The sequence below is a fragment of the Cupriavidus sp. 96C5-1 genome, from assembly GCF_057798855.1.
On sequence record NZ_JBYOJU010000025.1, the window covers coordinates 22,530 to 46,181 of the forward strand.

Genomic DNA, 23,652 nt, shown 5'->3' on the forward strand with positions numbered 1-23,652 from the left:
CTTGCCAGCATAAGGCGGGCGCAACGGGTGGCACGCTGTTATCCGTCACGCTGGGTGATGCAAAGTACACTTTTCAACAACAACAAAACAAGGGAAATCTGTCAATGAGGTTCAGGGAATGGGGAAGTCGGGCTGTAGCGGCCGCCACGATGGCAGTAGCCTGCGCCGCCAGCGCCGGTGAAGTCGTGCAGGATAGATTTGCTTCGGCGGCACTTGGTCATGAGGTCAATATCGCGGTCTATCTGCCGGACGGCTATAACGCAGCCCAAGGGCACTTCCCGGTCACATACTTGCTGCACGGGGCCGATGAGGACGAAAACACATGGAACAACAGGGGCGGCGCGGCTGTCACCCTCGACGGGCTGATCAAACGCGGGCTGATGCGCCCGACAGTGGCCGTCATGCCCAGCTTCGGACCCGCGTCCTGGTGGACCGACGGGGCCAGCGAGAAGGCAGAGACCGCATTCATGCGTGAGCTGATTCCCTATGTGGAGAGCAAGTACAAGGTTGCGACCGAGCGAAGCGCGCGTTCGGTCGCCGGCCTGTCCATGGGCGGCTACGGCTCGCTGAATCTCGCGCTCAGGTATCCCGACCGATTCTGTGCTGCGGCGATCATCAGTCCGGCGATCTATGACCCGCTTCCGCCCGAGACTTCGGCTTCGCGCCGCGCCCCCCAGTTCGTTCGCGACGGAAGGTTCGACGCCGAGACATGGAAAGCGCACAACTATCCGGCAAACCTCGACGCCTATGCGCACGCCGGAACCAAGGTGCCGATGTGGATCGTCTCCGGCGACCACGACCGCCTCGGCATTGCATTGATGTCCGCGCAGCTATATTGGCGGCTCTTCCAGATGCAGCCAAAGCAAGTTGAGCTTCGCATAGTCGATGGCGACCACGAGTGGCTTACATTCCGCGAGACGCTGCCGAGGGCTCTGGAATACATTGACACACAGTGCCGGCGTAACAAGTAACAAGTAACAGGTAAAAAGCAAGGCGGGTACGCCAACCCGGTGGCCGGGCGCGAGATCTGTCGCGGCGGCAGCGGGGAGGTGTTTAACGCAACCCCAGCGTGAACGCCAGAAGCAGCGCATTCACGATGAGCAAGCCATAGATGAGCGCCATGGCCGCGGAGATGGCCCGGCGCCGTTCATGTCCTGGCGTGGCACGCCGGTCGCGCTTGCGTTTCCACAGGCAGGCCGTGCCAATGCCCAAGGCTGCGAAGCCTGTCAGCAGGCCTGGCAACACCACCGCGCCCGAGGCTGGTTTGGGCTGGGTTTGCCCGGTTGCGACCGAGGTCGGCGAGGTCTGCAAAGAAGCGGATGCCGGCGGTGTTGGCCCGGCCGGTTGCGGGCTCTCTTGCATGGCGATCGGCTGAGCCGGTGTCGCCTGATCCTGCGCGGAAGGTGTTGGCGCCTGCTTTGGCGAGACGGGCGCCGCGCCGGTTGTCACGGTTGTACCTGGCGGGAGAGTGGGCCGTGCCGGCTTGATGCGGGCTGCCTCCCGCCACCGCCACCATTGGTGGAACAGGCTATCAAGACAGCGCACCGAGCCGCAAGCATCCCGTTGGATGCGCCAGGCGCTGACCTCGGCATCGGTCGTGGCGCCGGTCCGCAGCAGCCGCTGCTGTTCGGCGTAGATGCGCTCGTAGCGCATCGAGAGTTGCGGATCATCGCAGACCAGGTGCTTGTTGCGCGGGCGGTGGTCGGTCACCAGCGCACATCTCATCCCGTCGCCATGTGGATCTTCGCAGCGAACAGAACCAGCACTCCGCGCTGACTTGCAGTCGATGTCGGATGCCTGCGCCACATTGAAGGCAGACAGAACCAGGACAACGAGCACGGCCAGGTGTCCTATGACCCTGTTCATCATCGCTCCTCACGGAAGCGGCCACGTCGGCCTTGAGGTTCAACATAGTCGATGATCGCATGGGGCTGCAAGCGCGCGGTTGGCAGCGCATGCGGTAGTGCACTTTCTTCGGTGAAGCCAAGCTGAAGTGCGCGCCTTCCTGCTCCTGCGGGGTTCGATATGCGCACCGCCGGATGTGCGCTTGCGGCCACGGATGATCTTGCCCGTGAATGGGGTCATGCCGGTCTCGCCGGCCCGTGGGGGAGGGAGTGGCGTTTTTTGCCGAGAAGCCGCCGTTGACCGCCACGGTAGCGCAGGGCTCTTCCCGACCTCTTGCGGTCGTTCGAAGCTGCGCCCCGTCAACGGCAGCTCACAAAGACAATCGGATATCCAGCCGCCCTCACCAGGCGCCGGCTAAGCGGAGCGCCAGGCCAGGCTCGACGCGCCCCGCGAAATCCATCAGTTGCCGGATGGCTCCCGGCGCCGGCTCTTCCTGCTCCTGACGGAGCCAAACGAGCAGCCCAGATCGACCCTGAGGGACACGCCGTCAGTGTCAGGCAGGTGCTGAGCAGTGCAAGCCAAAGTTAGCACGCTGACAGGGAATAAACGCGAAGCCAGGGCAGTTTTGCAGTTGCATGGCGCATCGATTTCCGGGTTCACGGCAAGCCGGCGCGGCGCGCATGCTTTGAGGCTCTACCCTTGCCGCAATGTGTTTTGGAGTCTCTCACTATTCAACATTGGAGAATGCCATGAAAATCCTGACCCCATTGGGTTTAGCTGCACTAGCCGCATTTGCAACCTTGGCCCAGGCATCCAACCGTGTCGCCGACATGGCTACTGTCGATGCCACGGCCCATGTTTCCGGGCCGCGCGATCCGTACACCGACGGCGCGAGAGCAGGCAGGTTTGATGTCTATTCGGAGGGCGCGAAAATCACGGACAAGCGCGATCCGTACACCGATGGTGCGCGCATCGGTTCATCTGAGCGCTTCACGGACGGCGCGTGAGCAACCCAAGGAGTGATGAAATGAAAACGAGATCGTTGAAATGGCTTGTGTTCGCCATTGCGTCACCCATGTCCTTTGCTGCCGGCTTTGCCCAAGCACAACCGGCGGCGTCGCGCGACATGCCTCAAGTCACACGCGCCGGCATCCTGAGAGAACTCCAGGAACTGGAGTCCGTTGGCTACAATCCTTCCACCCCCGGTGACACTCGGTATCCGGATGATCTGCAGCAGGCATTGCAAAAGCTGGATGCGAAACATCGGGCGGAAGCTGGCGCCGCAGCCGAGACCGCCAGGCCGGCACAGACCACCGCCACCCAATGAAAGATGCCTGCGGGCTTCGTGGCCGGCAACGGCCATTGCCCCGATCCGCCCGAGCGGTGCGATAGCGACGCAAACCGCTTCTATCAGCGTCACGGCTTCGTGACAACGGAAGACGCGGGATGGGACATCCATTGCTTTCGTGCACCCCAGGCAAGGTAGCCTGATATCCGGCCAGGGGTCGCCATCCGGCGCATCGGCATGAATGCCCGTTTCTCCGCCACCGGGTGCCGGCTGCGTGGCGCCCTTGGAAGGCGCCGGTTCTCGATGCGGTGCTGTCTGCTGCATATTCTGTGGTATCGACTCAACTACCGGAAATATTCGCCGATATCAAACGGGACGGGATGGCTGTGCTGCGCGCTGTTTTCGGTGGCGCAATCAGGCGGATATGGGCCATCCGGGCGAAGCGTAGCCTCTGGCCAGAGACTCTGGCCCTGTGCCGGAGTGCGCAGCACCAGGCGAGGGTGCTTGCGCGGCAGTGCGTTGCGCATGCGCGGAGGCCTCGCATTGGGGGAGCGCTTTCCGGCTCGCATTCAATATTGCTCCGTCGCAATTGCGCAATAGGGCGATTGTCAGCTTCCGGGAATGACCCGCAATAATCTCGCCAATGTCCACACGGCTAAAGTTCGGACCGGCTGCTGCCGTTATCAAAGCGGAACCGCTGCGTTTCAGGCAAGCAAGCAAGGATTGCGAGCTGAAGGCCGCCGGAAGAGGGGTGTCCTTGGGGCAGAACCTGAAGGAAGAGTACTTCGTGCGCTGGACTTTGAAAACTCGCGCGGCACTGGCGACGGCGCTGGTGGTGTCGCTCTTCAGTATTGCGCTGGCCGCAATCGCGCAGTACTACGCCTATATCAGCCTGAAAGAGCTCCTGCAAGCGCAGCAGGACACCCAGGTCAAGCTGGTCGCGAAGCAACTTGACGAAAAGTTCGAAGCGCGCGCCATCCTGCTGCGCACCCTCGCGCGGCAGCTGGCGCCAATGCTGGAGCGCTCGCCGGAGACATTGAAGGCATTCGCCAGCCAGGCCGTCGCCGTACCCGAGGCATTCAACTCGGTTTCGCTGATCTGGCCGGATGGCCGCCTCGCCTTCAATACGGCCATGCCGATCAGTCAGCAGTTTCAGTTGGCGGACAGGGACTACGTGCAACGCATCGTGCAAGGTGCATCCACGGCGATCTCCGAGCCATTGTTCGGCCGCAACAATGGCGCGCCGGGATTCGTGCTTGCCGTTGCGCTTCGCTCGCCCGAGGGGCGCTTGCGCGCCATCGTGGTTGGCAGCCTGAACCTGCTGCGCAACAATTTCCTGCTGGATCTTGCGCACAACCGGGTGGGCGCCACCGGTATGTACTGCCTCACGTCGTCCGGGCAGAATCCCCGCTACGTGATGCATGCCGACGGGGCGAAGTTGATGAAAGCGGCCAAGGCCGTCGGCGAGTCCTGCGGTACGGAGAAAACGTCTTCCGCCTTCGAGATCCTCGAGCCGACCCAGCCAGTCGTTGCAAGGTACCTGCTCGAATCCAATGGCTGGGAGCTCGTTGCCACGCTTCCCGCCATGGAGGCGTATGGGCCCCTGGCGCAAGTCCGTCGCAAGGTCGTGCTGGCGGGAGGTATCGGCTTGCTGGTCGCGGTTGGTCTGATGTGGATCGTGGTCCAGCACCTGCTGGTGCCGCTGGAGCGGCTGCATCGCGCCATCCAGCGGGATCCCGGCAACCTTGAGGCGCATCTGCCGGAAACCGATACGCCGCGCGATGAAGTCAGCGAGCTGGCAAGCACTTTTTCGCGGGTGATCAGGCAGTTGGTGGAGCGTGAATCAGCATTGCAGAAGGCGAAGGAGCAGGCGCACGCTTCAGAAAGACGGATCCAGACCATCGCCAACCAGGTGCCGGACCTCATCTCCTACATCGATGCGCACGAGCGCCATGTTTTCGTCAACACCGCTTATGAGCGCCGCTTCGGGCTGCCGGCGGCCAGCATCGTCGGGCTTTCCGTGAAAGAACTGTGGGGTGCGCCCGCCTATGCGGAAATGAAACCCTACCTGGACCGCGCCTATGCCGGGGAGAGCCTTACCTTTGAACGGGTGCCCCGTGACCTGCGCGAATACCAATGCATCGAGATCACCTATCAGCCTGCCCTGGCTGAAGGCTGCGATGTCGTGCAGGGCCTCCATGTCTTCGTGAGGGATGTCACAGTGGCGCGGGCTCAGGTCAACCGCCTGGAACAACAGACCCTGGCGGATTATCTGACCGGACTGTTCAACCGCAAAGGCTTTGATCGCTACCTGTCCACGGCCATCAAGCGAGCCGATGAAAACCAGGGCGCGATGGCACTGCTCTTGGTGGACCTGGACGGGTTCAAGCACGTCAATGACTGCTACGGACATGCAATCGGGGACAAGCTGCTGGTTGCTTTCGCCGAACGGCTCGCCTTGAGTGTCTCGGACGCGGGCGCTGCCGCCCGCATTGGCGGTGACGAATTTGCCGTCGTGCTGGACGATGTCGGATCCTCGGCGGACGCGCAACGCATTGCGCAAGCCGTCGTGGAACTCTCGGCCGACCCCTACATCTTCCCCGGATATCAGGTGATGGCAAACGCCAGCGTTGGCGTAGCGGTGCGCCGCCGCGACAGTGACCAGACTGCCGCCGAATTGTTCTCGCGCGCCGATGCCGCGCTATATGGGGCAAAGCACGACGGGAAAGGCAGGTTCTCCGCCTGCGAGGCCGGTCTGGACTGAAGCTCGGCGAGCCGGCCAGGCTTCGTTGCCGGTTGCCGCGCCGGCGGCTCTTTTTGACGGATTCCTGGCGGCCATTGGAGCGAGGCCGTTCGAATTTGCGCCGGCATGTGAAGGCCGGCATTGCGTGGCGACGCAGTTGCTATGCGATGTGCGCAGCGAAGCCGGTCGTGCCAGGAGAGATATCGGCTCGCAATGTGAGCGCCGGTATGTCATACGCGCCGCCATTCTGCGGGCGAAACGGGATGGGCGCGGTCTGGAAGATGTCATCGAGACGTTGTCCGAGCGCATCGCAGATACCGGAATATCGCGCTTCGTCGGTTCGGCTGGTCCGATAGAGCACGAACGGCGGCAAGACGCTGAAGCCGGGGTAATACAGAATCCCGTGCTGGATGGGGAACAGAATGTCATCCATGGGGCCATTGACGCCCCGCGGGCTGTAATGCGACTCCCATCCGCCCGCAGTGACGATCAGCATCGCCCGCTTTCCTGCCATCGTGCCTTCCCCGAAGCGGTCGCCCCAGCGCGCATCGGAGTGTTCCCCTACGCCATGCGCGAAGCCGGACGCATAGACACGATCCACCCAGCCTTTCAGGATCGCCGGCATCGAGTACCACCACAGGGGAAACTGAAGGATGACAGCATCCGCCCAGCGTAACTTGTCCTGTTCGAGTGCGATGTCCTGGCTTTGTCGACCGCTTTCGAACGCACGCCTGGAGTCAAGGTTCGGATCAAAGCGCATATCGGACGGCCGGGTCTGCAGGTCCAGGCTGTCGTCCGCGTCAAGCGACGCCTTCCACTTCATTGCATACAGGTCCGAGACCTGGACGACGTGTCCGGCTTTCTCGAGGCGTTTGACCGAGAAGCGCTTAAGCGAGCCGTTCAGGGACTTTGGTTCGGGATGGGCATAGACCAGAAGAATATTCATGACGGGGCTTTCAACGCTTTCAAAGGTAAGGAGAGAGCAGGGTAGGTCTTTGTCAGGTATATTGGAAATGAATTTCCAATATTCCAGGTATTGCAATGAGTAATCTCAGAAGGCTGGACCTGAACCTGCTGGTCACACTCGATGTCTTGCTGTCTGAACACAACGTAACGCGTGCGGCGCAGCGCCTGAACTTCTCTCAACCCTCGGTGAGCGTGCATCTCGCCAAGCTGAGGGATGTCTTTGGGGATCCGCTTCTGCTGCCCGGGCCGCGAGGAATGCAGCCCACCGCAAGGGCCGACGCATTGCGCGAGCCGTTGCACCGGGCGCTTGAAGCGCTTGAGCGCGCGGTCTCTCCCGCCAGCCCTTTCGATCCTGCCGAGGCTAGCCATACCTGGCGCGTAGCCGCTACCGACTACAGCGAATCGGCGATCCTGCTGCCAGCTTTGGCCGGCTTGCGCTCGGCGGCGCCCGGTGCCCGGCTGGCAGTCCTGGAAGCGGTTCCGCCGCGCATAGCCAAGCAAGCGGAGCAGGGCGAGATCGATCTCGCTTTTCATCTCAGCGAGGAGGCGCCGCCCGGCTTGCATTGCCGGGCGCTTTTTTCGGAGCGGTATGTCCTGGCAGGCCGCGCGGGTCATCCGCGCCTGAAGAGACGGCCAACGCTTGCGCAATTCTGCGAACTCGATCACGTGATCGTGTCGCCGGATGGCGGGGGATTTCGCGGCGTCACGGACCAGGCACTATCGCAGGCAGGCCTGGCGCGTCGGGTTGTGCTTTCCGTTCCGCACTTCCTGTTTGTCAGGTCGGTCCTTGAGAGCACCGACCTCGTGGCGATGCTGCCTTCGCGCCTGGTCAGCGACACCAGCACGCTGCAGGTTGTCGAGCCGCCCGTCGAGGTGCCGGGCTTCGAGATGGCCATGCTCTGGCATGAGCGCTCCCATCGCGACCCCGCGCATCAATGGCTGCGTGACTTCATCGCGGATTCGGTATGATCCGGTCCCTCGAGGCTGAAGAAGACTGGCCGTTCTTCGAGCCGGACTGCGCGCTATCGCAATCCCGGAGATCCCTGATCCGGCCCCTTTCACAACAAGGCGCAAGTGCTTTTTGGGAAGCCCATATATCGTCAGATCGCCTGGCGCGCCACCCCATGCTCTTGCCGCGGCATCATTGGCTTGCGTCAGGGATTCAGGAGCCGGACCGGCTGCGCGACATCAGCCGGAACGCGCCCGCTGCCCCGATGCATGCAAGCGTGACCGCGCTTCTGGTTGAGGAATTTGGGCTGAACAACGAGGAGGAGGTCTTCTTTGTCCTTATGAAGGAGCGCATCTACGCGACCGAGTTTGGGCTGTTTTCCGCATACTGGGAACAGTTCCTGATGCTCGGCGATGAAGGCCCCTTTCTGTTCCACCCGCCTACAGGCCGCTATGCGCAATTCAGCCCGCACGGCCGTCTTTCGTTTGGAACGCGGGCTGGCTGATCGCCGGGCGCGGGTCTGGCCGAGGCGCTTTTCAGGGGCCCGGGGCCTGCCTCACGCCCGCGCGGCTGGCGCCGTCGTGGATTCGCTTTCGGCCACAGCCTCCGCCTGTCGGCGCGCGCGCGACATCTCGATATCGTTGGGCTGCACCAGTTGGCCCTGGTCATCGACCAGCGCGGCCCGCACAGGGCGCCGCTCCGAGCGGGTGAGCAGATCCACCGGCCCCTTGCCGTCGGCCGTCAGGTGACGGTCGCCCCATTGCATCAGGCCAATGATGACCGGCAGCAACTCCACGGCGGCGCGCGTCGGCCGGTACTCGAAACGCTCCCGCTCGCCCGGCTCCCGATAGCCCACGCGGCGCAGGATGCCAGCCTCGGTCAAGGTCTTGAGCCGTGCCGACAGCACAGCGGGGGAGCATTGCAGCCGTTCCAGGAAGTCGTCGAAGCGCCTGATACCTTGAAAAACGTCGCGCAGGATCAGGATCGTCCACTTCTCTCCGATCAGGGAGAGGGTCGCGGCGATCGAGCAGTGGAGAAGGTCGTCAGGACGGGGTTGCATGAATCCAGCATAGCAGGCTGACTTCATTTGAAAAAGTCAGGGTATTGCCTATACTGCTGACTATGAAATTTGAAGTCAGGAGCCGGACATGCAGACCATAGAGCACTTCAGCCTGGCCGGCCAATCGCATCCGCCTGCGGCCGGCTCGCACGCGGCCTGCCCGGAATGCGCGCAAAGCTGGCTGCTGGCTGGCGGAAAGCGAGTGGTGGTGCGGGCCGTAAGCCCCGGCGACGTGGAGCAGGAGCGCGCCTTTGTGCAGGCCTTGTCGCGCGAAAGCCGGTATTACCGCTTCCTGACCGGCGGGCACGTGTCGGATGAAGTGATCAGCCTGTTTGTCGCGAGCCATGCCGGCCTGGCCCTGGTAGTCACGGCGGAAGTCGACGGCCAGCCGGTCATCGTCGCCAACGGCAACTATGTGGTGACGGACGAAGGGATTGCCGAATTCGCTGTGGCCGTGGCCGACGACTGGCAGGGCAAGGGCATCGGCCGCCGGCTGATCCTGCGTCTGCGCGATGCGGCGCAGGCAGCCGGCCTGCACCTGCTGCGCGGCGACGTATTGAGCGAAAACCGGCGCATGCTGGCGCTGATGCGGGAATTCGGTTTTTCCAGCCGGCGCAACCCGGAAGACAACCTGCTGTATCAGGTAAGCCTCGCTCTGCGCGGGCAGGCAGCCAGCGAGGCGCGGCTTGCCCAGGGGCAGGCGACGGCCTGAAGCGGGCCGTCGCCGCGGGGCTGGCGCGCTATGCCTCGGCGGGTGCTGTCGCCGGTTTGCGCTTGCCGGCCGTCACCGTGCACCCGACCGAGGCCGCGATGATGCTGGCAATCGCCAGCCACTGCCGCGCGTTCAGCGTTTCGTGCAGGAATACCAGCCCGGCCAGCGCGCCCATGGCGGGCTCCATGCTGAGCAGGATGCCGAAAGTGCGGCGCGGCAGCCGCTTGAGCGCCACCATTTCCAGCGAATAGGGGATGGCGCTGGAAAGCAGGCCGACCGCCAGCCCGGCCAGCAGCAGCGAAGGGCTGAACATGGCCGTACCGGCATGGGCCAGCCCGAAGGGAAACACCACCAGCGCCGCCATGGTCAGCCCCAGCGAGGTGGCCTGCCCGCCGTGCGCGTTGCCTGCCATCTGCCCGAAGACGATGTACAGCGCCCAGCCCACGCTGGCGGCCAGGGCGTAGCCGATGCCGGCCGGGTCCAGCGTGGCGACGTTCTGGCCAAGCGGCAACAGCAGCAGCAAGCCCGCCACCGCAAATCCGATCCACAGAAAATCGATGGCCCTGCGCGAGGACGAGATCGCCACCGCCAGCGGCCCCGTGAACTCGATGGCGATCGCCAGCCCCAGCGGGACGGTGCGCAGCGACATATAGAACAACAGGTTGGTGGCCCCCAGCGCGGCGCCGTACAGCGCGATCACGCGGGCGTTGGCCAGGCTCAGCGGCATCCGCCAGGGCCGCCACACGCACAGCAGGATCAGCGCGGAGAAGCCCACGCGCAGCGCGGTGGTGCCCTGGGCGCCCACCGCGGCGAACAGGCTCTTGGCAAACGAGGTACCGATACAAAGCGAGGCCATCGACCCGATCAGCGCCAGCACGGCGACCAGGGTGGTGCTTTGTCTAAGACGATGCAGCGGCAATTGCGACTCTCAGGTGTTCAAGGGTTCAGGTATCAGGCATCAGGCATTCCGACGAACCGGCCTGCCGGGTGGCGACTCCGCATCTTGAACGATCCTGGGCCGGCTGGCTAGGTGGCATCGCCGGCCGCCGCCCGCGCTTTCCCGCACGCGTGCCGGCGGCGCAACTCAGTAGTTCAGCGCGACGTTCAGCATCACGGTGCGCGGATTGCCCACCGGCAACACGTTGTTGTTCAGGCCGCCCGCGTAGTACGCCTTGTCGAACACATTCTTGACGTTGAGCGCGGCCTTCCAGTGCGCTGCCGCATAGCCCACGGCCAGGTCCGCCGCTGCGTAGCCGGGCACGGTGTAGTTGAAGCTGTAGCCGCGCTTGGCGCTCTCGGCGCGCATGCCGGCGCCCACATACCAGCCGGCCAGGGGGCCGCGCAAATGCTTGGTTCCCCACAGCGAGACACTATGCCGCGGCACGTTGTTGAGCGGCTTGCCGACGTTGGCGGCAACCGTGTCCTCGGTCACTTCGCTGGCGATATAGGCATAGGCCCCGGCCAGGCTCCAGCCACCGCCGAGATCGGCAGTGAGCTCGGCCTCCAGGCCGCGCGTGCGCTGCTCGCCGGTGGCGATGCTGAAACCGGTGTTGAGCGGGTCCGAGCTCAGCACGTTGCGCCGGGTCAGGTCGAAGGCGGACAGCGTCAGCAGGCCGCGCTTGCCGGGCAGGTCGAACTTGACGCCGATCTCGGCCTGCCGTCCCGTCTCGGGTTTGAAGGTGGCGCCGCCGATGTCGGTGCCGGAGTTCGGCAGGAACGAGGTCGCATAGCTGATGTAGGGGCGTGCCCAGGCGGTCAGGTCGAACATCAGCCCGGCGCTGCCGGTGACGGCCCGCGCGGTGTCGCCGGTGCGCGCGGCAAGCAGGCGGTCGGTGGTGCCGGTGCGGGCCGTGTCGTGGCGCAGGCCCGCGGTGAGCAGCCAGCGCTCGGCAAGGCGCACCTGGTCGCGGACATAGAAGCCCAGCGCGCTGACGCTGTCCTCCTGGTTCAGGCTGTAGGCGCTGGGGCAGTTGATGGCCGCGCCGTAGACCGGCCGGTAGACATTGAGCGCGGCCACCTTGCAGGCGCGCTGCAGGCGCGTTTCGGTGCTGCGGTTGTAGTCCACGCCCAGCGTGATCTCGTGCTGCTGGCCGGCCACCTCGAAGCGCCGCTGCAGGTTGGTATCGATGCCGATGGTGGTGCCGGAGATGTCCTGCTGCGTGGCGCTGCGGTTCAGCAACTGGCTGTTGGCGGCCATGGTCCCGGCCGAGACCAGCGTGCCGGTCAGCGACAGCGTCTGCCAGCGGAAATTCTGGTTCAGCGTCCAGCCGGAATCGAAGCGGTGGGTCAGCGCGTAGCCCAGCCGGTTCTGCTCGCCGTCGTAGGGGGCCAGGCCCGGCTCGCCGATAAAGCGGCTGGCGGGCAGGGTGCCGTTGCGGTTGCCGGCCAGGGTGCCGTTGACCGGCAGACCCTGCTGGCGCACATACTGCCGCTCGTTGTGGCTGGCCAGCAGGGTCAGGTCGGTACGCGCCCCGAGATCCAGCGACAGCGACGGCGCGATATAGCGGTTGCGGTAGTACACATAGTCGGTCGGGTCGTCGCTGTTCATCGCCAGGGCGTTGACGCGCAGCGCGGCCTTGCCGTTTTCCGACAGCGGCGTGCCTGCGTCCGCCGAGACCTGGCGCAAACCGTAACTGCCCACCGTGAGGCCGAGTTCGCCAAACAGCTCCGGTTTCGGCCGCTTGCTGACGATATTGACCATGCCGCCCGGCTGCACCTTGCCGAACAGCACGGAGGCCGGGCCTTTGAGCACTTCCACGCGTTCGGCGCCGAACAGCTCCTGCGCCACGCGGTTATTGCTCTCGACCAGCAGGCCGTCGACAAAGACCGATTCCGACGCGCGCTGGCCCCGGATGATGAAATCGTCCCAGCCGCGCCGGCCATACACATTGGTGACCACGCCGGCCGAGTTGGCCAGCGCGTCGCCAAGGGTTTGCGCCTGCTGGCTGTCCATCAGGTCGCGCGTGATGACGGTGATCGACTGCGCGCTTTGCGCCGCCGAGCTGCTGGATTTGGTCACGCCGGCGGCCCTGCGGGTAGCAAAACCCGTGTCGGCGCGGGGGTCTTCCGCCGCACTGACCGTCACCGCCGGCAGGGTGGTTTCGGTGTCCGTGGCGGCCTGGGCCATGGCCGGCGAGAGCAGGCAGCCGAGGGTGACGGGGGCAATCAATTGGCGGGTGAGCATGGTGCGGCGCGGGAGACGAATGGCAAAGGCGTCGCATTGTAAATGAGAATGGTTATTATTTGTGGAAATTGAATGACGGCACGGTGGCACAGCCGCACAGCGGTACAGGCAGGTTCCCTTGCCTGCATTCGCCGTCTATTGTGGCTATGGGGCCGCCGGCCCTCACGCCGGAGCCGTTGCGGCATACCGGCAACCCGATTCAGGAGAACACCATGGATGCATCCTCCTCTCCGCGCCGCGTAGTGATCACCGGTGCCGGCGGCGCGCTAGGCCGGGCGGTGGCAGAGGCCTTTGCGGACGAGGGCGCCCGCCTTGCCCTGATCGACCGGGACGTGGAGGCCATGCGCGCCCATGCCCCGGTGGCGGAGGCGGCGGGGTGGCATCTGCCGCTGGCGGCCGACGTGACCTCCGTGGACAGCATGGCGGGCGCGGCGAGTACCATCCTCGACGCGTTCGCCGGCGTCGACGTACTGGTCCACGTAGCCGGCGGCTTCGAGATGGGCGAGCCCGCCCATGCGCTGAGCCGGGAATCCTGGATGCGCATGATGGACCTGAACGCCTGGTCGCTGGTGGCTGTCACGCAGCACTTCATCCCGGCCATGCTCGCGCAGCATGCCGGCAAGGTGATCGCGGTCACGGCGCGCAGCGCCAGCAACGGGGCGGCCGCGATGGGGGCCTACTGCGCCTCGAAGAGCGCCTTGCAACGCCTGGTGGAAAGCCTGTCGCACGAAGTCAGGCAGGCGGGCATCAACGTCAACAGCATCGCGCCGGGCGTCCTGGATACCGTCGCCAATCGCCGGTCGATGCCGCACGCGGATGCGCAGGCCTGGGTGTCGACGGCCTCGGCGGCGCACGCTATCGCCTTTCTGGCTTCGGACGCGGCAAAGGCCATCCATGGGCAGCACCTGGTGCTGGATGGGTTGAGTTAGCGTGGCTGGCGCTGGGCTCAGGTTCGCCCGCGCCGCGCCAGCGGCAGCGTTGCCAGCCGTTCCAGCACGACCGCGCGCATGCCTTCCGGTGCGGGCAGGCTTTCCAGCAGGGCCGGCCAGCGCTCGTGCGCCAGGGCCACGGTGTCCTTCACAGCGGCGGTGGCGATACGCTCGGCGATCCTGGCCTCGCGCGCGAACTCGCGGTAGGTCTGCAGGGTTTGCCCGCGCTGCTGGCGGTCGATGGCCACGTTCTGGCCGAAGCCGGCAAAGCCGGGCAGCGCGGCCACGCTGACGATGTCGTAGGCGGGCGAGAGCTCCGGCGCGATGCCGTTGCGGTACAGGAAGGAGAAGTTCTTCAGGTGGGCGTCGCTGTTGCCCAGCAGGGTATTGACGGCCTGGCGGATAAAGAACTGCCGCACGTCTTCGATGCCGCGCACGCTGAGCCGCTCCAGCAATTGCACCAGCACGGCGTAGGCTTCGCTGCCGGCGTATTTGCGGCTGGGCATGCGCGTCAGCAACTGGCAGCCGTCTTCGGCATGCACGCGTCCGCCCGGCTCGCGGTCAAAGCGGTCCACCGCCAGGAAGTGCAGCCCGGCGCCAAGCGTATCGGCCAGGCCTTCCACCTCGATGGCGGCGAGCGGCGCGGGACGGCACGGCGCCACTGCCACGCCAGCGGCCTGCGCCAGCTGCATCGATACGTATTCGTTGAAGACCTGGCTGTCGTCATTGCGCGCGGGGAGCTTGGCGATCAGGTCGGACAGGTGCCCGTGGGTGGGCATGGTGTAGCGCTTGCCGGCATGCGCGGTGGACAGCGCGAGCTTGTTCTGCACGCCCGAGACCGAGGCCGCGCCTTCGGTGGCGCCTTCGATCACGGCGATTTCCAGGTTGTCCGCGCCGCCCGTCACGCCGACGGTACGTACGTGCGCGGGCAGGGTATCGATGGGCGCGGGGCGCACCACCACCGCGCCGGGCAGGTCGTCGCCGGCGGCGGCCAGGATGCCGAAATCGTCCCGGTCTTCGGGGCTGTGGCGGGTGGCCTCCAGCCGCTTGCGCAGCTCGCTTTCGGGCAGCAGGCCGGCAAAGTAGGGCGGCAGCGCGGCGTTGGTGTTGTAGAGCGCGGGATGGAAGGGGTTGGAGAGCACTGCGGCGGTCAGCCCCTCGTTGCCGGGAAAGGTCAGCGACAGGCTGAGCGTGGGCCGCAGCGGGTCGCCGCGGAAGGCCTCGGCGGGGACGAAGCGGCAGGTCCGCTCGACCTCGCACAGGTGCCCGCACAGCACGCCGTGCAGGTGCACTTCCAGGTAGCGGGGCCGCAGGCCGGGGCTCACGATGCCTGCTCCAGGAACATTTCGACCGAGGTCTTGGCTTCCCGGTCGGGCCCGCTGTCCTTGCCTTCGATCAGGCGCCGCACCGCGAGCAGGTGCTCGCGGGGCACCAGCACCCATTCCGCGTCCAGCGCCGCGCCGATCGCCTCGAGTGTGGAGGCGCGCACATCGTGCTTGCCGCTCAGGGCAGTGGTCAGGTTGGATGGCGCCATGCCGATCAGCCGGGCAACTTCCCCCAGCGTGGATTTGCGGGCGGCGCGGCGGGTCTGCAGCTGATCATAGAAGGATGGCATGACATAGTTTCATATCAAAAGATATGAAATAGCATAGCACATCGGTGCTTGAATGCTATGTCAAGACATATCTATCTATGTGTAATTATGATATTTAATAATGACTGCCTCCGCAGCCATCAGACCACTGCGCTAAGCACGCCCGCCTGCCTGGTATTTCCGCCCCCGCCTGGCACGCCAATGCGGAACACCCCTAGCTCATCCGCCGCGCACTGTGCGATCAGCCCGGTTTCCCAGGCCAGGTAGGCGCGCGCCGCGGCCTGGTTGCCTTCGTGGCGGTCATGCACGAAGAACAGGTAGTCGATGCGTGCCTCGGGCGGCAGCGCGGCCGCTGCGGTGGCTTCCGGCAGGCCGGCGGCCTGCCAGGTACGGTAGCCCTCGGCCAGCCGGTACACATGCCGGTAGCCTGCGGCCAGCAGATCCTGGCCCGCCAGGTTGGCGATGTGCGGCTCGCTGGCGATCAGGACCACCGGACGGTCATGGGCGACGCCGAGGCCGTCGAGCGCGGCCGGCAGGCGCGGGCGGATCGACCATGCCGCGCCTTCGGCATGGCCGCGGGCGTAGGCGGCGCTTTCGCGCAGATCGATGCGGATGACATCGGACGCTTCGGCGTACAGCGCGCGCAGCAGGCTGGCGTCGAGCACCGGCAGGGCGTGGGCGGGCAGGGTGCGCGGCGGCGCGGGCGCTTTGACCGCGGCCTTGATGCCATCCGCCAGCACGGCGCTCTCGTAGCCCAGCTGATACAGCCAGCTTGCCACCACCGGCGCGCGCACGCCGTCGTCGTCGAACACGATCACCCGGCTGCCGCGCACGCCGATGTACTGGTCGGTGGCCTGCACCAACTGGCCGCCAGGCGCGTGCCGCGCGCCTTCGATCGAACCTTGCGCGAACTCCTCGGCGGTGCGGATGTCGAGCAGGAACGTGGTGCGGCTACCGTCATCGAGCCATTGCTGCGCCTGCGATGCCGACAGCCTCGGCAGGTTGAAGCGTTGCAGCAGTTGCGCCGAGCGCGCGCGCGCCTCGGCCAGGTCGTGCCCGGCCGGGGCGGGCGGGTAGCGGCGCTGGCTGCCGTGCTCGAGCGCGTGGCCGGCCAGGTACCAGCCCTGCGTGCCGTTCTCCAGCGCCAGCACGGGGTTGGGCAAGCCAAGGTTGCGCAGCGTCTGGGCGCCGATGATGCTGCGCGTGCGGCCGGCGCAGTGCACCACCACGGTAGTCTGCGCATCCGGCAGCAGGGCGGCCAGGCGCAGGGCCAGCTCGCCGTTGGGCAGGCTTTGCGCGCCGGGAATGGTCATCTTCCGGTGTTCTTCGAAAGTACGGCCATCGACCAGCACCAGCGGCTCGCCGGCGGCCTGGCGCGCCACCAGTTCCGCGGCGCTCAGGCGCGGCGTGCGCTGCCGCTGCTCGACCAGTTCGCCAAAAGTCTTGGACGGCACGTTGACGCCCTTGAACAAGGTGTAGCCAGCCGCCGCCCAGGCGGGGGCGCCGCCGGACAACACGCTGGCGTTGCGGTAGCCCAGCGCCGCCAGCCGCTGCGCGGCGCGCTCCGCCACGCCGTCGCCGTCGTCGAGCAGCACGATGCGCTCGGCCAGGCGCGGCACCAGGCGGCCTATATCAAGCTCGAGCCGGCTGTAGGGCAGCGGCACGGCGAAGAAGGGATGGCCCTCGCCGTACTGGCCGTGCTCGCGCACGTCGAGCAAGGCAATGGGTTCGCCGTCGTTAAGCCAGCCGCGCAGCGTGACGGCGTCGATGGATCGGGTCATGGCATGCTCCGCCTGCAGAAGATCGATGGCGATTGCAGAAGATGGCAGAAGGTGAAAGGCTGCCGCCGTCTCAGGCGGCAACCTGCTCGCTGCGGTTCATCTGGGTGGTGTTGTAGTTGACGATGCGCCCGCTAGCCGGCTCGATGCCGATGCGGCCGGTCAGGGTTTCGAGCGGACGGCCGTAGAGGTGGAAGTGCAAGGTGGGCGCTTCGCCCACCACATGGATGCTGTGGATGTCCTGCGGCAGGAAGCTGATCGGCGTGCCCGGCCGCACCACCAGCTCGCGTTCCAGCGCGAGGGTGGCCTGCCCGGGGTTGCTGCCGTCGTCGGTGCGGCGGTAGACGCGGTTCAGTTCGTCGCCCTGCACCGCCACGATCACCGCCCAGGTGTCGTGGTTGTGCGGGATGGTCTTCTTGCCCGGCACGATCGCGTTGAGGTAGAGCGCCGGCAACTGGCCTTCCTCGCTCAGGCGGTAGCGGGCGGAGGTGGTGGTGCCGTCGCTGGGCGGCGGGAAGTCGGCGAAGCTGAACAGGTCCTTGCGGCCGGCCAGGTTCTGCAGGACCACGGCCACTTTGGCCAGCGTGGCGCGGTCGATCTCGCGCTGCGCCGTCAGCGCGCGGACTTCGGCAAGGGTGGTGGCAATGGCGGCATTGCGCTGGCTCTGGGTCGTCATGGGGGCGTCCTTTATCGATGCATCGATGCGATGCCGCGGCGGATGGCGGCAGGTCTCCACTCTAAGGAATGCGGGCTCGCGCCAGAACGAACAATATCGCTGATGCATATGCGCTTTTGCCCTGGCCCGGCGGCCACGGCATAACGATGTGCGATCTGATTCGTTAGCGGCTGGCGCAACTTCTCTTAGGCTTGGGTTTTGGCTTGCGCGTATGACGCCAGGCGTCGCAGCGATGCCTGCGGCGCGCCGCCTGTACAAGCCTTGCACTCTCCCCGCACTCGATGCCTTCCCCGCCATGACCATTACCGACCTGACCCAGACCCTTGCCGACGAGGCATCGTCCGCCGGCGTGAGCCGTGCCCGCACCTTTGCCGCGCCGGCGCTGATCCGCCATCCACTGGTGAGCCCGGCCGAGCTCAAGCGTGCCATCGCCGACGGCGGGGAACTGGCGGTGCTGGATGCGCGCGAAGAGGGCGCTTTCTCGCGCGGGCATCTGTTGTTCGCGGTGCCGGCGCCGCTGGGCCGGCTGGAGACCGCGATCGACCGCCTGGTGCCGCGCCGTGGCACGCGCATCGTGGTGACCGATCTCGCGGAAGACATCGCCCATGCCGCGGCGGCCAAGCTGCTGCGCTTCGGCTATACCGATGTGTCGGTGCTGGAGGGCGGCACGCGCGCCTGGCAGGCCGCGGGCTACGAGGTGTTCAGCGGCACCAACGTGCCCGGCAAGGCGTTTGGCGAAGTGATCGAGCACGAGCTGGAAACGCCCTGGATCACCGCCGAAGCGCTCAGGCTGCACCAGCAGCAGGGCGACAACGTGGTGGTGGTGGATAGCCGGCCCTTCGCGGAATTCCAGAACATGAGCATCCCCGGCGCGGTCGACTGCCCGGGTGCCGAGCTGGTGTATCGCATCGGCGAGATCGCGCCCGATCCCGAGACCCTGGTGGTGGTCAACTGCGCCGGCCGCACGCGCAGCATCGTGGGCGCGCAGACGCTGATCAACGCCGGCATTCCCAATCGCGTGGTCTCGCTCAAGGACGGCACCATGGCCTGGCTGCTGGCGGGCTACCCGCTCGAGCACGGCCAGACGCGTTTCGCGCCCCAGCCCGGCGAGCCTGCCCAGGCGGCAGCGCGCGAGCGCGCCGCGCGCGTGGCCGAAGGCGCCGGCGTACGGCATATCGATGCAGCGCAGCTGGCAGCCTTCGAGCAGGAGGCCGGCGAACGCACGCTGTATCGCTTCGACGTGCGTTCGCCGGAGGAATACGCGGCCGGCCACCTGCCTGGCTGGCGCAGCGCGCCCGGCGGGCAGCTGGTGCAAGCCACCGATGCCTACGCCGGCACCCGCCGCGCCCGTATCGTGCTGGCCGACTGGGATGGCGTGCGCGCGCAGATCACGGCCGCGTGGCTGGCCCAGTTCAGCGGGCACGAGGTTTTCCTGTTCCGCCCCGCGCCGCTGGCGCCGCGCGAGGCCGGCGCGGAGCCGGTGCGGGTGCTGCGCGCATCCGAAGCCGAGGCGCCCTGGATCGAGGCCGCTTCGCTCGCCGCGCTGCAGGCGCAGGGCGGGGTGACCGTGGCGGACGTGGACAGCAGCCTGGCGTTCCGCCGCGGCCATGTGCCCGGCGCGTGGTTCGCCACGCCGGAGAAGGCGGCGCTGGTGCTCGGTCATGCCGGGGCGGGCGACGTCATCGTCGTCACCTCGTCCGACGGCGTGCTGGCGCAGGCCGTGGCGGCAGAGCTGCGCCGCGCCAGCGGGCGCGACGTGCGGGCGCTGCTGGGCGGCAATGCGCGCTGGCAGGCGCTGGGCCTGCCCACCGAAGCGGCCGGGGCCGGCAGCGCTGCCGCGGCGCGCGTGCTGACCGGGGACGAAGACGCCTGGTACAGCGCCTACGCCTATGAGGACGAAGGCCGCCGCAAGGCCGAGATGCATGCCTACCTGAACTGGGAGATCGGCCTGGTGGACCAGCTTGCGCGCGATGGCGGCCTGCCGGTGCGTCTGGCGGACTATCGATCCGCCCCGGCGTAAGCGCCGCCGGGCGGCGCTGGCGGGTGATGAGTGGCCGTACAATATGGCGCTTCGATTGCCCGAGGTGCCGCCGATGCCAGACCTGTACGCAAGACTGGAACTGAAATGCCCCCCGCTTCTGCTGTTGCTGGCTGCCATGGGCCTGTCGTGGCTGATTGGGCGCATGGGGGACTTCGGCACGCTGCTTTCGGACCGGGCCGCGGTGGCGCTTGCCCTGGTCCTTGCGCTGGCAGGCGTGGCGGTCAGCGTTGCCGGCGTGCTGGCCTTCCGCCGCAGCGGCACCAGCGTCGATCCCACCCGGCCTGGCCGGGCGTCGGCGCTGGTCCGGCACGGTATCTATCGCTACACCCGCAATCCGATGTATCTCGGCTTCGCGCTGCTGCTGGCGGGGTGGGGCATCTTCCTCGGCAGCGTGCTGGCGTGCGTGCCGGTGCCGCTGTTCGTGGCCTACCTGACGCGCTTCCAGATCATGCCGGAGGAGCGCGTCCTGCTGGCGCGCTTCGGCGGCGAGTTTGCTGCCTACCGGGCGCAGGTGCATCGCTGGCTGTAGCGTCGGTGGCCGATGTCATCGACGTAGTCGATGTATTCGACGTAATCGACGTATTCGACGCAGAGATGGAAGTACCCCGATCCAGCACGTCGCATCCGGTGCGCTTCATCTGATTCGGTGGAGCAGGACTGCGAAAGCACAGCCAGGCGTGCAAGGCGCCGGCATGCGCGAAGGAGAACAGGCCGAAGACAACGGCCAGCGCGATGCTTCCCGGCGTCGCCATGGACACGTTGTGCGCACCGGATATCGCCCCGGTGATATCCGGCAGGAAGCCCGAGGTCCAGCCCGCGAGCAGGAACAGCGTGCCGCCGGCAGTCAGCGCGGTGCCGAGGTGATGGCGCGCCAGCACTGATGAGCTGGTGAAGGCGTGGCAGTGATGCCGCCGGTTGGTGCGCAGGATCGCGGCGGCGTTGCCGATTGCCACGATCGCCGGCAGCGACCACCAGAAGAAGGGATGGTCGCAGTGCGCATCGATCGACAGCAAGGCGCCGATCATCCAGAACGTGGGTGCCGAGACGGTGGCCACGCCCCAGGACAGGCACTGCCATGCCCACCATGGGGCGCGCCATTGCAGCGGTTCTCTCTGTGTCAATGCAGGTCCTCCGGACAATGCGTGCCCCTGTAGCCAAGACGTTTGGCGAGGCGCCAAACCGCAGGTTTTTCGCGGTACGGGGTGTGTGGGGGCAGAAAGGATCCGGGTGCATGGATTCGCGGCAAGCCTGAACGGCGCTTGCTCCCGCGATGACCCTGCGCGTGCCTCGGACAGGCTCAGGCCTTGAGCGGCACCGGGCGCTGGGGAGACTCGGGCGTGGCTGGTGGCATGTCACGAACCTGTCACTTTATCTGCGTATTCTCCAACTTATTTCGACGGTTTGTGCTGTAAAAATCACCTGAAATTCAGACGATCGCACGATAGAAGATGACAGGCAACCCGGCATCGGTCAGTGTGCTTGCGCTGGCGGCATGCCTGGTGTGTTTGGGCTTTCTGACTGCGACGGGATCTGCGCGTGCGCAGTCGACGGGCTTTCCGGGTACGCAGTCTGCGGTGCCTGCCGCAGGGGAGAGCGCACGGCTTCTCGACTTCGATATTCCGGCGCAGCCGCTCAATGCGGCGCTGAACCGGTATGCCGACGCCACCGGGAAGCCGGCGCTCTTTCCCAGCGATATCGTCGAGGGCCGCATGTCGTCGGCTGTCCGGGGCCGCTATTCCGCCGAAGCGGCGTTGCTCCTTCTGCTGGGTGGCACGGGGCTGGTTGCCGACAAGCGCAGCTCAGGCCTGGGCCAGACCTTCGTGCTCAAGGAGGCCGGCACGAAGGCCGGCGCGCCACGGGGCGGCATGGCTGCGCTGTTCAGCGCGCAGGGCTACGCAGGACTGGCGCAGGCGCGCATCTGGCAGGCCCTGTGCGCCAATGCGCGAACCGCGCCGGGCAGCTACAGCGTCCTGATGCGTTTCCACCTGGACGCGGACGGCCGCATCCAGGGGGCGCGCCTGCTTGGCTCCAGCGGCGATGCGCGCCGCGATGCCGCGCTGCTGGAGGCCCTGCGAGGCGTGCATATCGAGCGGCCTGCGCCGCCGGCGATCGTGCAGCAGCCCCTGACCATGGTGATTCAGCCGAACGATCCGGTGACCGGGCCGCGCTGCGGCCAGGATAATAGCGAGTTCTGACCATGTCCGAAGACTCACGACTCATCCTGCTGGACTATCTGGGCAAAAGCTATGGCAATCTCAAGACGCGCCTGACCAGGTTGCTTGGCAATGACGATGCGGCGGGCGATGCGCTGCACGACACCTGGCTGCGCCTCAAGGGCAAGGACGACTACGGTCCGATCCAGAATCCGGGCGCCTACCTGCTGCGCATGGCGGTCAACGCGGCGGTGGACGTCCAGCGCAGGCAGAGCCGTTCGTTGTCGGGCGACGAGGTCGATGGGCTGCTGGAAGAGATGGCCGACCCGGCCCCCAACCCCGCGCAGGTGGCCGAGGCCCGCTCCGACCTGGATGCGCTGATGCGGCTGCTGGACCGCATGCCGGAGCGCCGCCGGGCGCTGGCGCTGCTGGTGCATTCGGAGGGCGTCACCCAGAAGGAAGCTGCCCGGCGCCTGGGCGTCTCGCTACGAACGGTGGAATATGAACTGAAGCGCGTTCACGAATCCCTGGACGCATACATGACCGCCGGGAAAAAATAGTGCGGGTTTCATGTGCCGCCATTCGTCATCAATTATGAGAACAGAAGAAACAGGGAACCCTGCCCGCAGACTGCGCTCCGGGTGCCGCTAAAGTCTGGACGTCGGATATGACATGATGAAGACATCGACGCACAAGGAAGGCCACGCTGTGTCGCCCGCCGAACTTGAAGCGCAGGCGTGGCACTGGCTGCGCCTGCTTACCTCGGGCGACGCGAAGGCCTTGGACGCCCGGAGATTCCGTCGCTGGGTGCAGGCCAGCCCGGCGCACCAGGCGGCCTATGGTGCGGTCAAGCTACGCTGGGACGCGATCCAGGCGCCGGCCCGCGAGCTGCAACGGCGCAAGCCGGAAGCGGCCATGCCGCGCAAACGCGCGCCGGGCATTCCCCCACGGGGCCGCCGCGCCTTCCTGGGTGCGGCCGTGACCGCGGCGGCGGCGGCCGGCGTCGCCGTGGTGTACCCGCCCCTCGGCCTGTGGCCCGCACTGGCGGATTGGGATGCCGACGACCACACCCGCGCGGGGGAGCAGCGTACGCTCGTGCTGGCCGCCAGCGTCAGCGTCACGCTCAATACGCGGACCAGCGTGCGCCGGCAGATGGCGGGTGGCGAAACGGTTGGGCTGGACCTGATCAGCGGCGAGGCTGCCATCGACCTGAATGGCGCGGGGCGCGCCTTTACGGTGGCCGCCGGTGCCGGGAACAGCCTGGCCGAGTCGGGGCAGTTCGAGGTGCGGAATCTGGACGGCCGGGTTTGCGTGACGTGCATCGATGGCACGGTGCGCGTGGAGCACCCCGCCGGCAGCCGGACGTTGAAGTCCGGGCAGCAGGCCATCTATGACGCCAAGGCGCTCAGTGGGGTGGGCAACGTCAACCCGGCGGATGCGTCGGCGTGGCGCAAGGGCTTGCTGGTGTTCAACCAGACCAGGCTGTCCGACGCGCTCGACGAAATCAATCGCTACCGCCCGGGCCGGGTGGTGCTGATGAACGACAGCGTGCGCAACAAGCCGGTGAGCGGGCGTTTCGTCATTGCCTCGCTGGACGTGGCGCTGTGGCAGCTGCAGGAGGCGTTCGGGCTCGATGCCCGCGCCCTGCCGGGCGGGCTGCTGGTATTGAGCTGAGGCCGGTTTCACGGCACAGGGAGGTTCCGCCCGATTGCGCAGTATGCACAGGCAACGTGC

The 23,652-nt window shown here is 66.4% G+C and carries 23 protein-coding genes; 13 read left to right on the plus strand and 10 right to left on the minus strand.

From position 1 onward, the window contains the following. Positions 1 to 104 precede the first annotated feature (104 nt). Complete coding sequence (locus AC3FOF_RS24565) at positions 105 to 971, plus strand: alpha/beta hydrolase (protein ID WP_488728058.1); 867 nt, start codon at positions 105 to 107, stop codon at positions 969 to 971. Between the two features lie 82 nt (positions 972 to 1,053). Here the strand turns inward: AC3FOF_RS24565 and AC3FOF_RS24570 are convergent, their stop codons facing one another. Then, positions 1,054 to 1,839 (minus strand): GntR family transcriptional regulator, encoded by a 786-nt coding sequence (locus tag AC3FOF_RS24570; protein WP_488728059.1) that lies wholly within the window; start codon positions 1,837 to 1,839, stop codon positions 1,054 to 1,056. A 755-nt stretch (positions 1,840 to 2,594) separates the two neighbouring features. On the opposite strand from AC3FOF_RS24570, the gene AC3FOF_RS24575 reads away from it, so the two are divergent. From AC3FOF_RS24575 to AC3FOF_RS24585, 3 genes are all read left to right on the plus strand, one after another. Then, positions 2,595 to 2,852: a hypothetical protein gene (locus AC3FOF_RS24575; protein ID WP_276265577.1), complete on the plus strand. Its 258-nt coding sequence runs from the start codon at positions 2,595 to 2,597 to the stop codon at positions 2,850 to 2,852. A gap of 20 nt (positions 2,853 to 2,872) precedes the next feature. Next, the gene (locus AC3FOF_RS24580; protein WP_488728060.1) at positions 2,873 to 3,172 is read left to right on the plus strand and encodes a DUF4148 domain-containing protein; all 300 of its coding nucleotides are present in this window, start codon (positions 2,873 to 2,875) and stop codon (positions 3,170 to 3,172) included. 712 nt (positions 3,173 to 3,884) lie between these two features. Next, a complete protein-coding gene (locus tag AC3FOF_RS24585; RefSeq protein ID WP_488728119.1) occupies positions 3,885 to 5,897 on the plus strand; it encodes a sensor domain-containing diguanylate cyclase in 2,013 nt (670 codons plus the stop codon). A gap of 139 nt (positions 5,898 to 6,036) precedes the next feature. On the opposite strand, the gene AC3FOF_RS24590 is transcribed toward AC3FOF_RS24585, so the two are convergent. Then, positions 6,037 to 6,822 (minus strand): NAD(P)H-dependent oxidoreductase, encoded by a 786-nt coding sequence (locus AC3FOF_RS24590; RefSeq protein ID WP_017230559.1) that lies wholly within the window; start codon positions 6,820 to 6,822, stop codon positions 6,037 to 6,039. Positions 6,823 to 6,917: 95 nt separating this feature from the next. Here AC3FOF_RS24590 and AC3FOF_RS24595 point away from each other — a divergent pair, with 95 nt between their 5' ends. Together AC3FOF_RS24595 and AC3FOF_RS24600 are read left to right on the plus strand one after the other, a co-directional pair. After that, a complete protein-coding gene (locus AC3FOF_RS24595; RefSeq protein WP_488728061.1) occupies positions 6,918 to 7,811 on the plus strand; it encodes a LysR family transcriptional regulator in 894 nt (297 codons plus the stop codon). Further along, complete coding sequence (locus AC3FOF_RS24600; protein WP_276265570.1) at positions 7,808 to 8,296, plus strand: DUF2947 family protein; 489 nt, start codon at positions 7,808 to 7,810, stop codon at positions 8,294 to 8,296. The genes AC3FOF_RS24595 and AC3FOF_RS24600 overlap by 4 nt, the downstream gene beginning before the upstream one ends. 51 nt (positions 8,297 to 8,347) lie before the next feature. On the opposite strand, the gene AC3FOF_RS24605 is transcribed toward AC3FOF_RS24600, so the two are convergent. Beyond that, complete coding sequence (locus AC3FOF_RS24605; protein ID WP_488728062.1) at positions 8,348 to 8,851, minus strand: winged helix-turn-helix transcriptional regulator; 504 nt, start codon at positions 8,849 to 8,851, stop codon at positions 8,348 to 8,350. 88 nt (positions 8,852 to 8,939) lie between these two features. Between AC3FOF_RS24605 and AC3FOF_RS24610 the strand changes: the two genes are divergently transcribed. Continuing rightward, entirely contained in the window at positions 8,940 to 9,563 is a 624-nt protein-coding gene (locus AC3FOF_RS24610) for a GNAT family N-acetyltransferase (RefSeq protein WP_488728063.1), read from the plus strand. A 28-nt stretch (positions 9,564 to 9,591) separates the two neighbouring features. Here AC3FOF_RS24610 and AC3FOF_RS24615 read toward each other — a convergent pair whose 3' ends face one another. Then, complete coding sequence (locus AC3FOF_RS24615) at positions 9,592 to 10,482, minus strand: EamA family transporter (protein ID WP_488728064.1); 891 nt, start codon at positions 10,480 to 10,482, stop codon at positions 9,592 to 9,594. 165 nt (positions 10,483 to 10,647) lie between these two features. After that, positions 10,648 to 12,747 carry a TonB-dependent siderophore receptor gene (locus tag AC3FOF_RS24620; protein ID WP_488728065.1) on the minus strand — a complete coding sequence of 700 codons (2,100 nt, stop codon included), beginning with the start codon at positions 12,745 to 12,747 and terminating at the stop codon, positions 10,648 to 10,650. A 212-nt stretch (positions 12,748 to 12,959) separates the two neighbouring features. On the opposite strand from AC3FOF_RS24620, the gene AC3FOF_RS24625 reads away from it, so the two are divergent. Continuing rightward, complete coding sequence (locus AC3FOF_RS24625; protein ID WP_488728066.1) at positions 12,960 to 13,676, plus strand: SDR family oxidoreductase; 717 nt, start codon at positions 12,960 to 12,962, stop codon at positions 13,674 to 13,676. Positions 13,677 to 13,693: 17 nt separating this feature from the next. Here AC3FOF_RS24625 and AC3FOF_RS24630 read toward each other — a convergent pair whose 3' ends face one another. From AC3FOF_RS24630 to AC3FOF_RS24645, 4 genes are all read right to left on the minus strand, one after another. Beyond that, positions 13,694 to 15,001: a type II toxin-antitoxin system HipA family toxin gene (locus AC3FOF_RS24630; protein ID WP_488728067.1), complete on the minus strand. Its 1,308-nt coding sequence runs from the start codon at positions 14,999 to 15,001 to the stop codon at positions 13,694 to 13,696. Beyond that, positions 14,998 to 15,291, minus strand: coding sequence for a helix-turn-helix domain-containing protein (locus AC3FOF_RS24635; protein WP_017230567.1), 294 nt, complete (start codon positions 15,289 to 15,291; stop codon positions 14,998 to 15,000). The genes AC3FOF_RS24630 and AC3FOF_RS24635 overlap by 4 nt, the downstream gene beginning before the upstream one ends. Positions 15,292 to 15,410: 119 nt before the next feature. Then, the gene (locus AC3FOF_RS24640) at positions 15,411 to 17,051 is read right to left on the minus strand and encodes a rhodanese-like domain-containing protein (RefSeq protein WP_488728068.1); all 1,641 of its coding nucleotides are present in this window, start codon (positions 17,049 to 17,051) and stop codon (positions 15,411 to 15,413) included. Between the two features lie 70 nt (positions 17,052 to 17,121). After that, complete coding sequence (locus AC3FOF_RS24645) at positions 17,122 to 17,724, minus strand: cysteine dioxygenase (RefSeq protein WP_017225730.1); 603 nt, start codon at positions 17,722 to 17,724, stop codon at positions 17,122 to 17,124. 211 nt (positions 17,725 to 17,935) lie between these two features. Here AC3FOF_RS24645 and AC3FOF_RS24650 point away from each other — a divergent pair, with 211 nt between their 5' ends. Continuing rightward, the gene (locus tag AC3FOF_RS24650) at positions 17,936 to 19,744 is read left to right on the plus strand and encodes a rhodanese-like domain-containing protein (protein ID WP_488728069.1); all 1,809 of its coding nucleotides are present in this window, start codon (positions 17,936 to 17,938) and stop codon (positions 19,742 to 19,744) included. Positions 19,745 to 19,817: 73 nt separating this feature from the next. Beyond that, entirely contained in the window at positions 19,818 to 20,294 is a 477-nt protein-coding gene (locus AC3FOF_RS24655) for a methyltransferase family protein (protein ID WP_276263724.1), read from the plus strand. Here the strand turns inward: AC3FOF_RS24655 and AC3FOF_RS24660 are convergent. Continuing rightward, positions 20,212 to 20,820 carry a hypothetical protein gene (locus AC3FOF_RS24660; protein WP_488728070.1) on the minus strand — a complete coding sequence of 203 codons (609 nt, stop codon included), beginning with the start codon at positions 20,818 to 20,820 and terminating at the stop codon, positions 20,212 to 20,214. The two genes, AC3FOF_RS24655 and AC3FOF_RS24660, sit on opposite strands and share 83 nt — an antisense overlap. A 519-nt stretch (positions 20,821 to 21,339) precedes the next feature. On the opposite strand from AC3FOF_RS24660, the gene AC3FOF_RS24665 reads away from it, so the two are divergent. From AC3FOF_RS24665 to AC3FOF_RS24675, 3 genes are all read left to right on the plus strand, one after another. Continuing rightward, the gene (locus AC3FOF_RS24665) at positions 21,340 to 21,960 is read left to right on the plus strand and encodes a TonB family protein (protein WP_276263726.1); all 621 of its coding nucleotides are present in this window, start codon (positions 21,340 to 21,342) and stop codon (positions 21,958 to 21,960) included. Positions 21,961 to 21,962: 2 nt separating this feature from the next. Further along, on the plus strand, positions 21,963 to 22,478 hold the full coding sequence (locus tag AC3FOF_RS24670; RefSeq protein WP_017224029.1) for an RNA polymerase sigma factor: 516 nt from the start codon (positions 21,963 to 21,965) through the stop codon (positions 22,476 to 22,478). Between the two features lie 112 nt (positions 22,479 to 22,590). Continuing rightward, complete coding sequence (locus tag AC3FOF_RS24675; RefSeq protein WP_488728071.1) at positions 22,591 to 23,592, plus strand: FecR family protein; 1,002 nt, start codon at positions 22,591 to 22,593, stop codon at positions 23,590 to 23,592. Positions 23,593 to 23,652: the final 60 nt, after the last annotated feature.

Coding starts and splice junctions, on each gene's coding strand:
- AC3FOF_RS24565 (WP_488728058.1), top strand. CDS start 105: ATGAGGTTCAGGGAATGGGGAAGTCGGGCTGTAGCGGCCGCCACGATG.
- AC3FOF_RS24575 (WP_276265577.1), top strand. CDS start 2,595: ATGAAAATCCTGACCCCATTGGGTTTAGCTGCACTAGCCGCATTTGCA.
- AC3FOF_RS24580 (WP_488728060.1), top strand. CDS start 2,873: ATGAAAACGAGATCGTTGAAATGGCTTGTGTTCGCCATTGCGTCACCC.
- AC3FOF_RS24590 (WP_017230559.1), bottom strand. CDS start 6,822: ATGAATATTCTTCTGGTCTATGCCCATCCCGAACCAAAGTCCCTGAAC.
- AC3FOF_RS24595 (WP_488728061.1), top strand. CDS start 6,918: ATGAGTAATCTCAGAAGGCTGGACCTGAACCTGCTGGTCACACTCGAT.
- AC3FOF_RS24600 (WP_276265570.1), top strand. CDS start 7,808: ATGATCCGGTCCCTCGAGGCTGAAGAAGACTGGCCGTTCTTCGAGCCG.
- AC3FOF_RS24605 (WP_488728062.1), bottom strand. CDS start 8,851: ATGCAACCCCGTCCTGACGACCTTCTCCACTGCTCGATCGCCGCGACC.
- AC3FOF_RS24610 (WP_488728063.1), top strand. CDS start 8,940: ATGCAGACCATAGAGCACTTCAGCCTGGCCGGCCAATCGCATCCGCCT.
- AC3FOF_RS24620 (WP_488728065.1), bottom strand. CDS start 12,747: ATGCTCACCCGCCAATTGATTGCCCCCGTCACCCTCGGCTGCCTGCTC.
- AC3FOF_RS24625 (WP_488728066.1), top strand. CDS start 12,960: ATGGATGCATCCTCCTCTCCGCGCCGCGTAGTGATCACCGGTGCCGGC.
- AC3FOF_RS24635 (WP_017230567.1), bottom strand. CDS start 15,291: ATGCCATCCTTCTATGATCAGCTGCAGACCCGCCGCGCCGCCCGCAAA.
- AC3FOF_RS24640 (WP_488728068.1), bottom strand. CDS start 17,051: ATGACCCGATCCATCGACGCCGTCACGCTGCGCGGCTGGCTTAACGAC.
- AC3FOF_RS24645 (WP_017225730.1), bottom strand. CDS start 17,724: ATGACGACCCAGAGCCAGCGCAATGCCGCCATTGCCACCACCCTTGCC.
- AC3FOF_RS24650 (WP_488728069.1), top strand. CDS start 17,936: ATGACGCCAGGCGTCGCAGCGATGCCTGCGGCGCGCCGCCTGTACAAG.
- AC3FOF_RS24655 (WP_276263724.1), top strand. CDS start 19,818: ATGCCAGACCTGTACGCAAGACTGGAACTGAAATGCCCCCCGCTTCTG.
- AC3FOF_RS24670 (WP_017224029.1), top strand. CDS start 21,963: ATGTCCGAAGACTCACGACTCATCCTGCTGGACTATCTGGGCAAAAGC.
- AC3FOF_RS24675 (WP_488728071.1), top strand. CDS start 22,591: ATGATGAAGACATCGACGCACAAGGAAGGCCACGCTGTGTCGCCCGCC.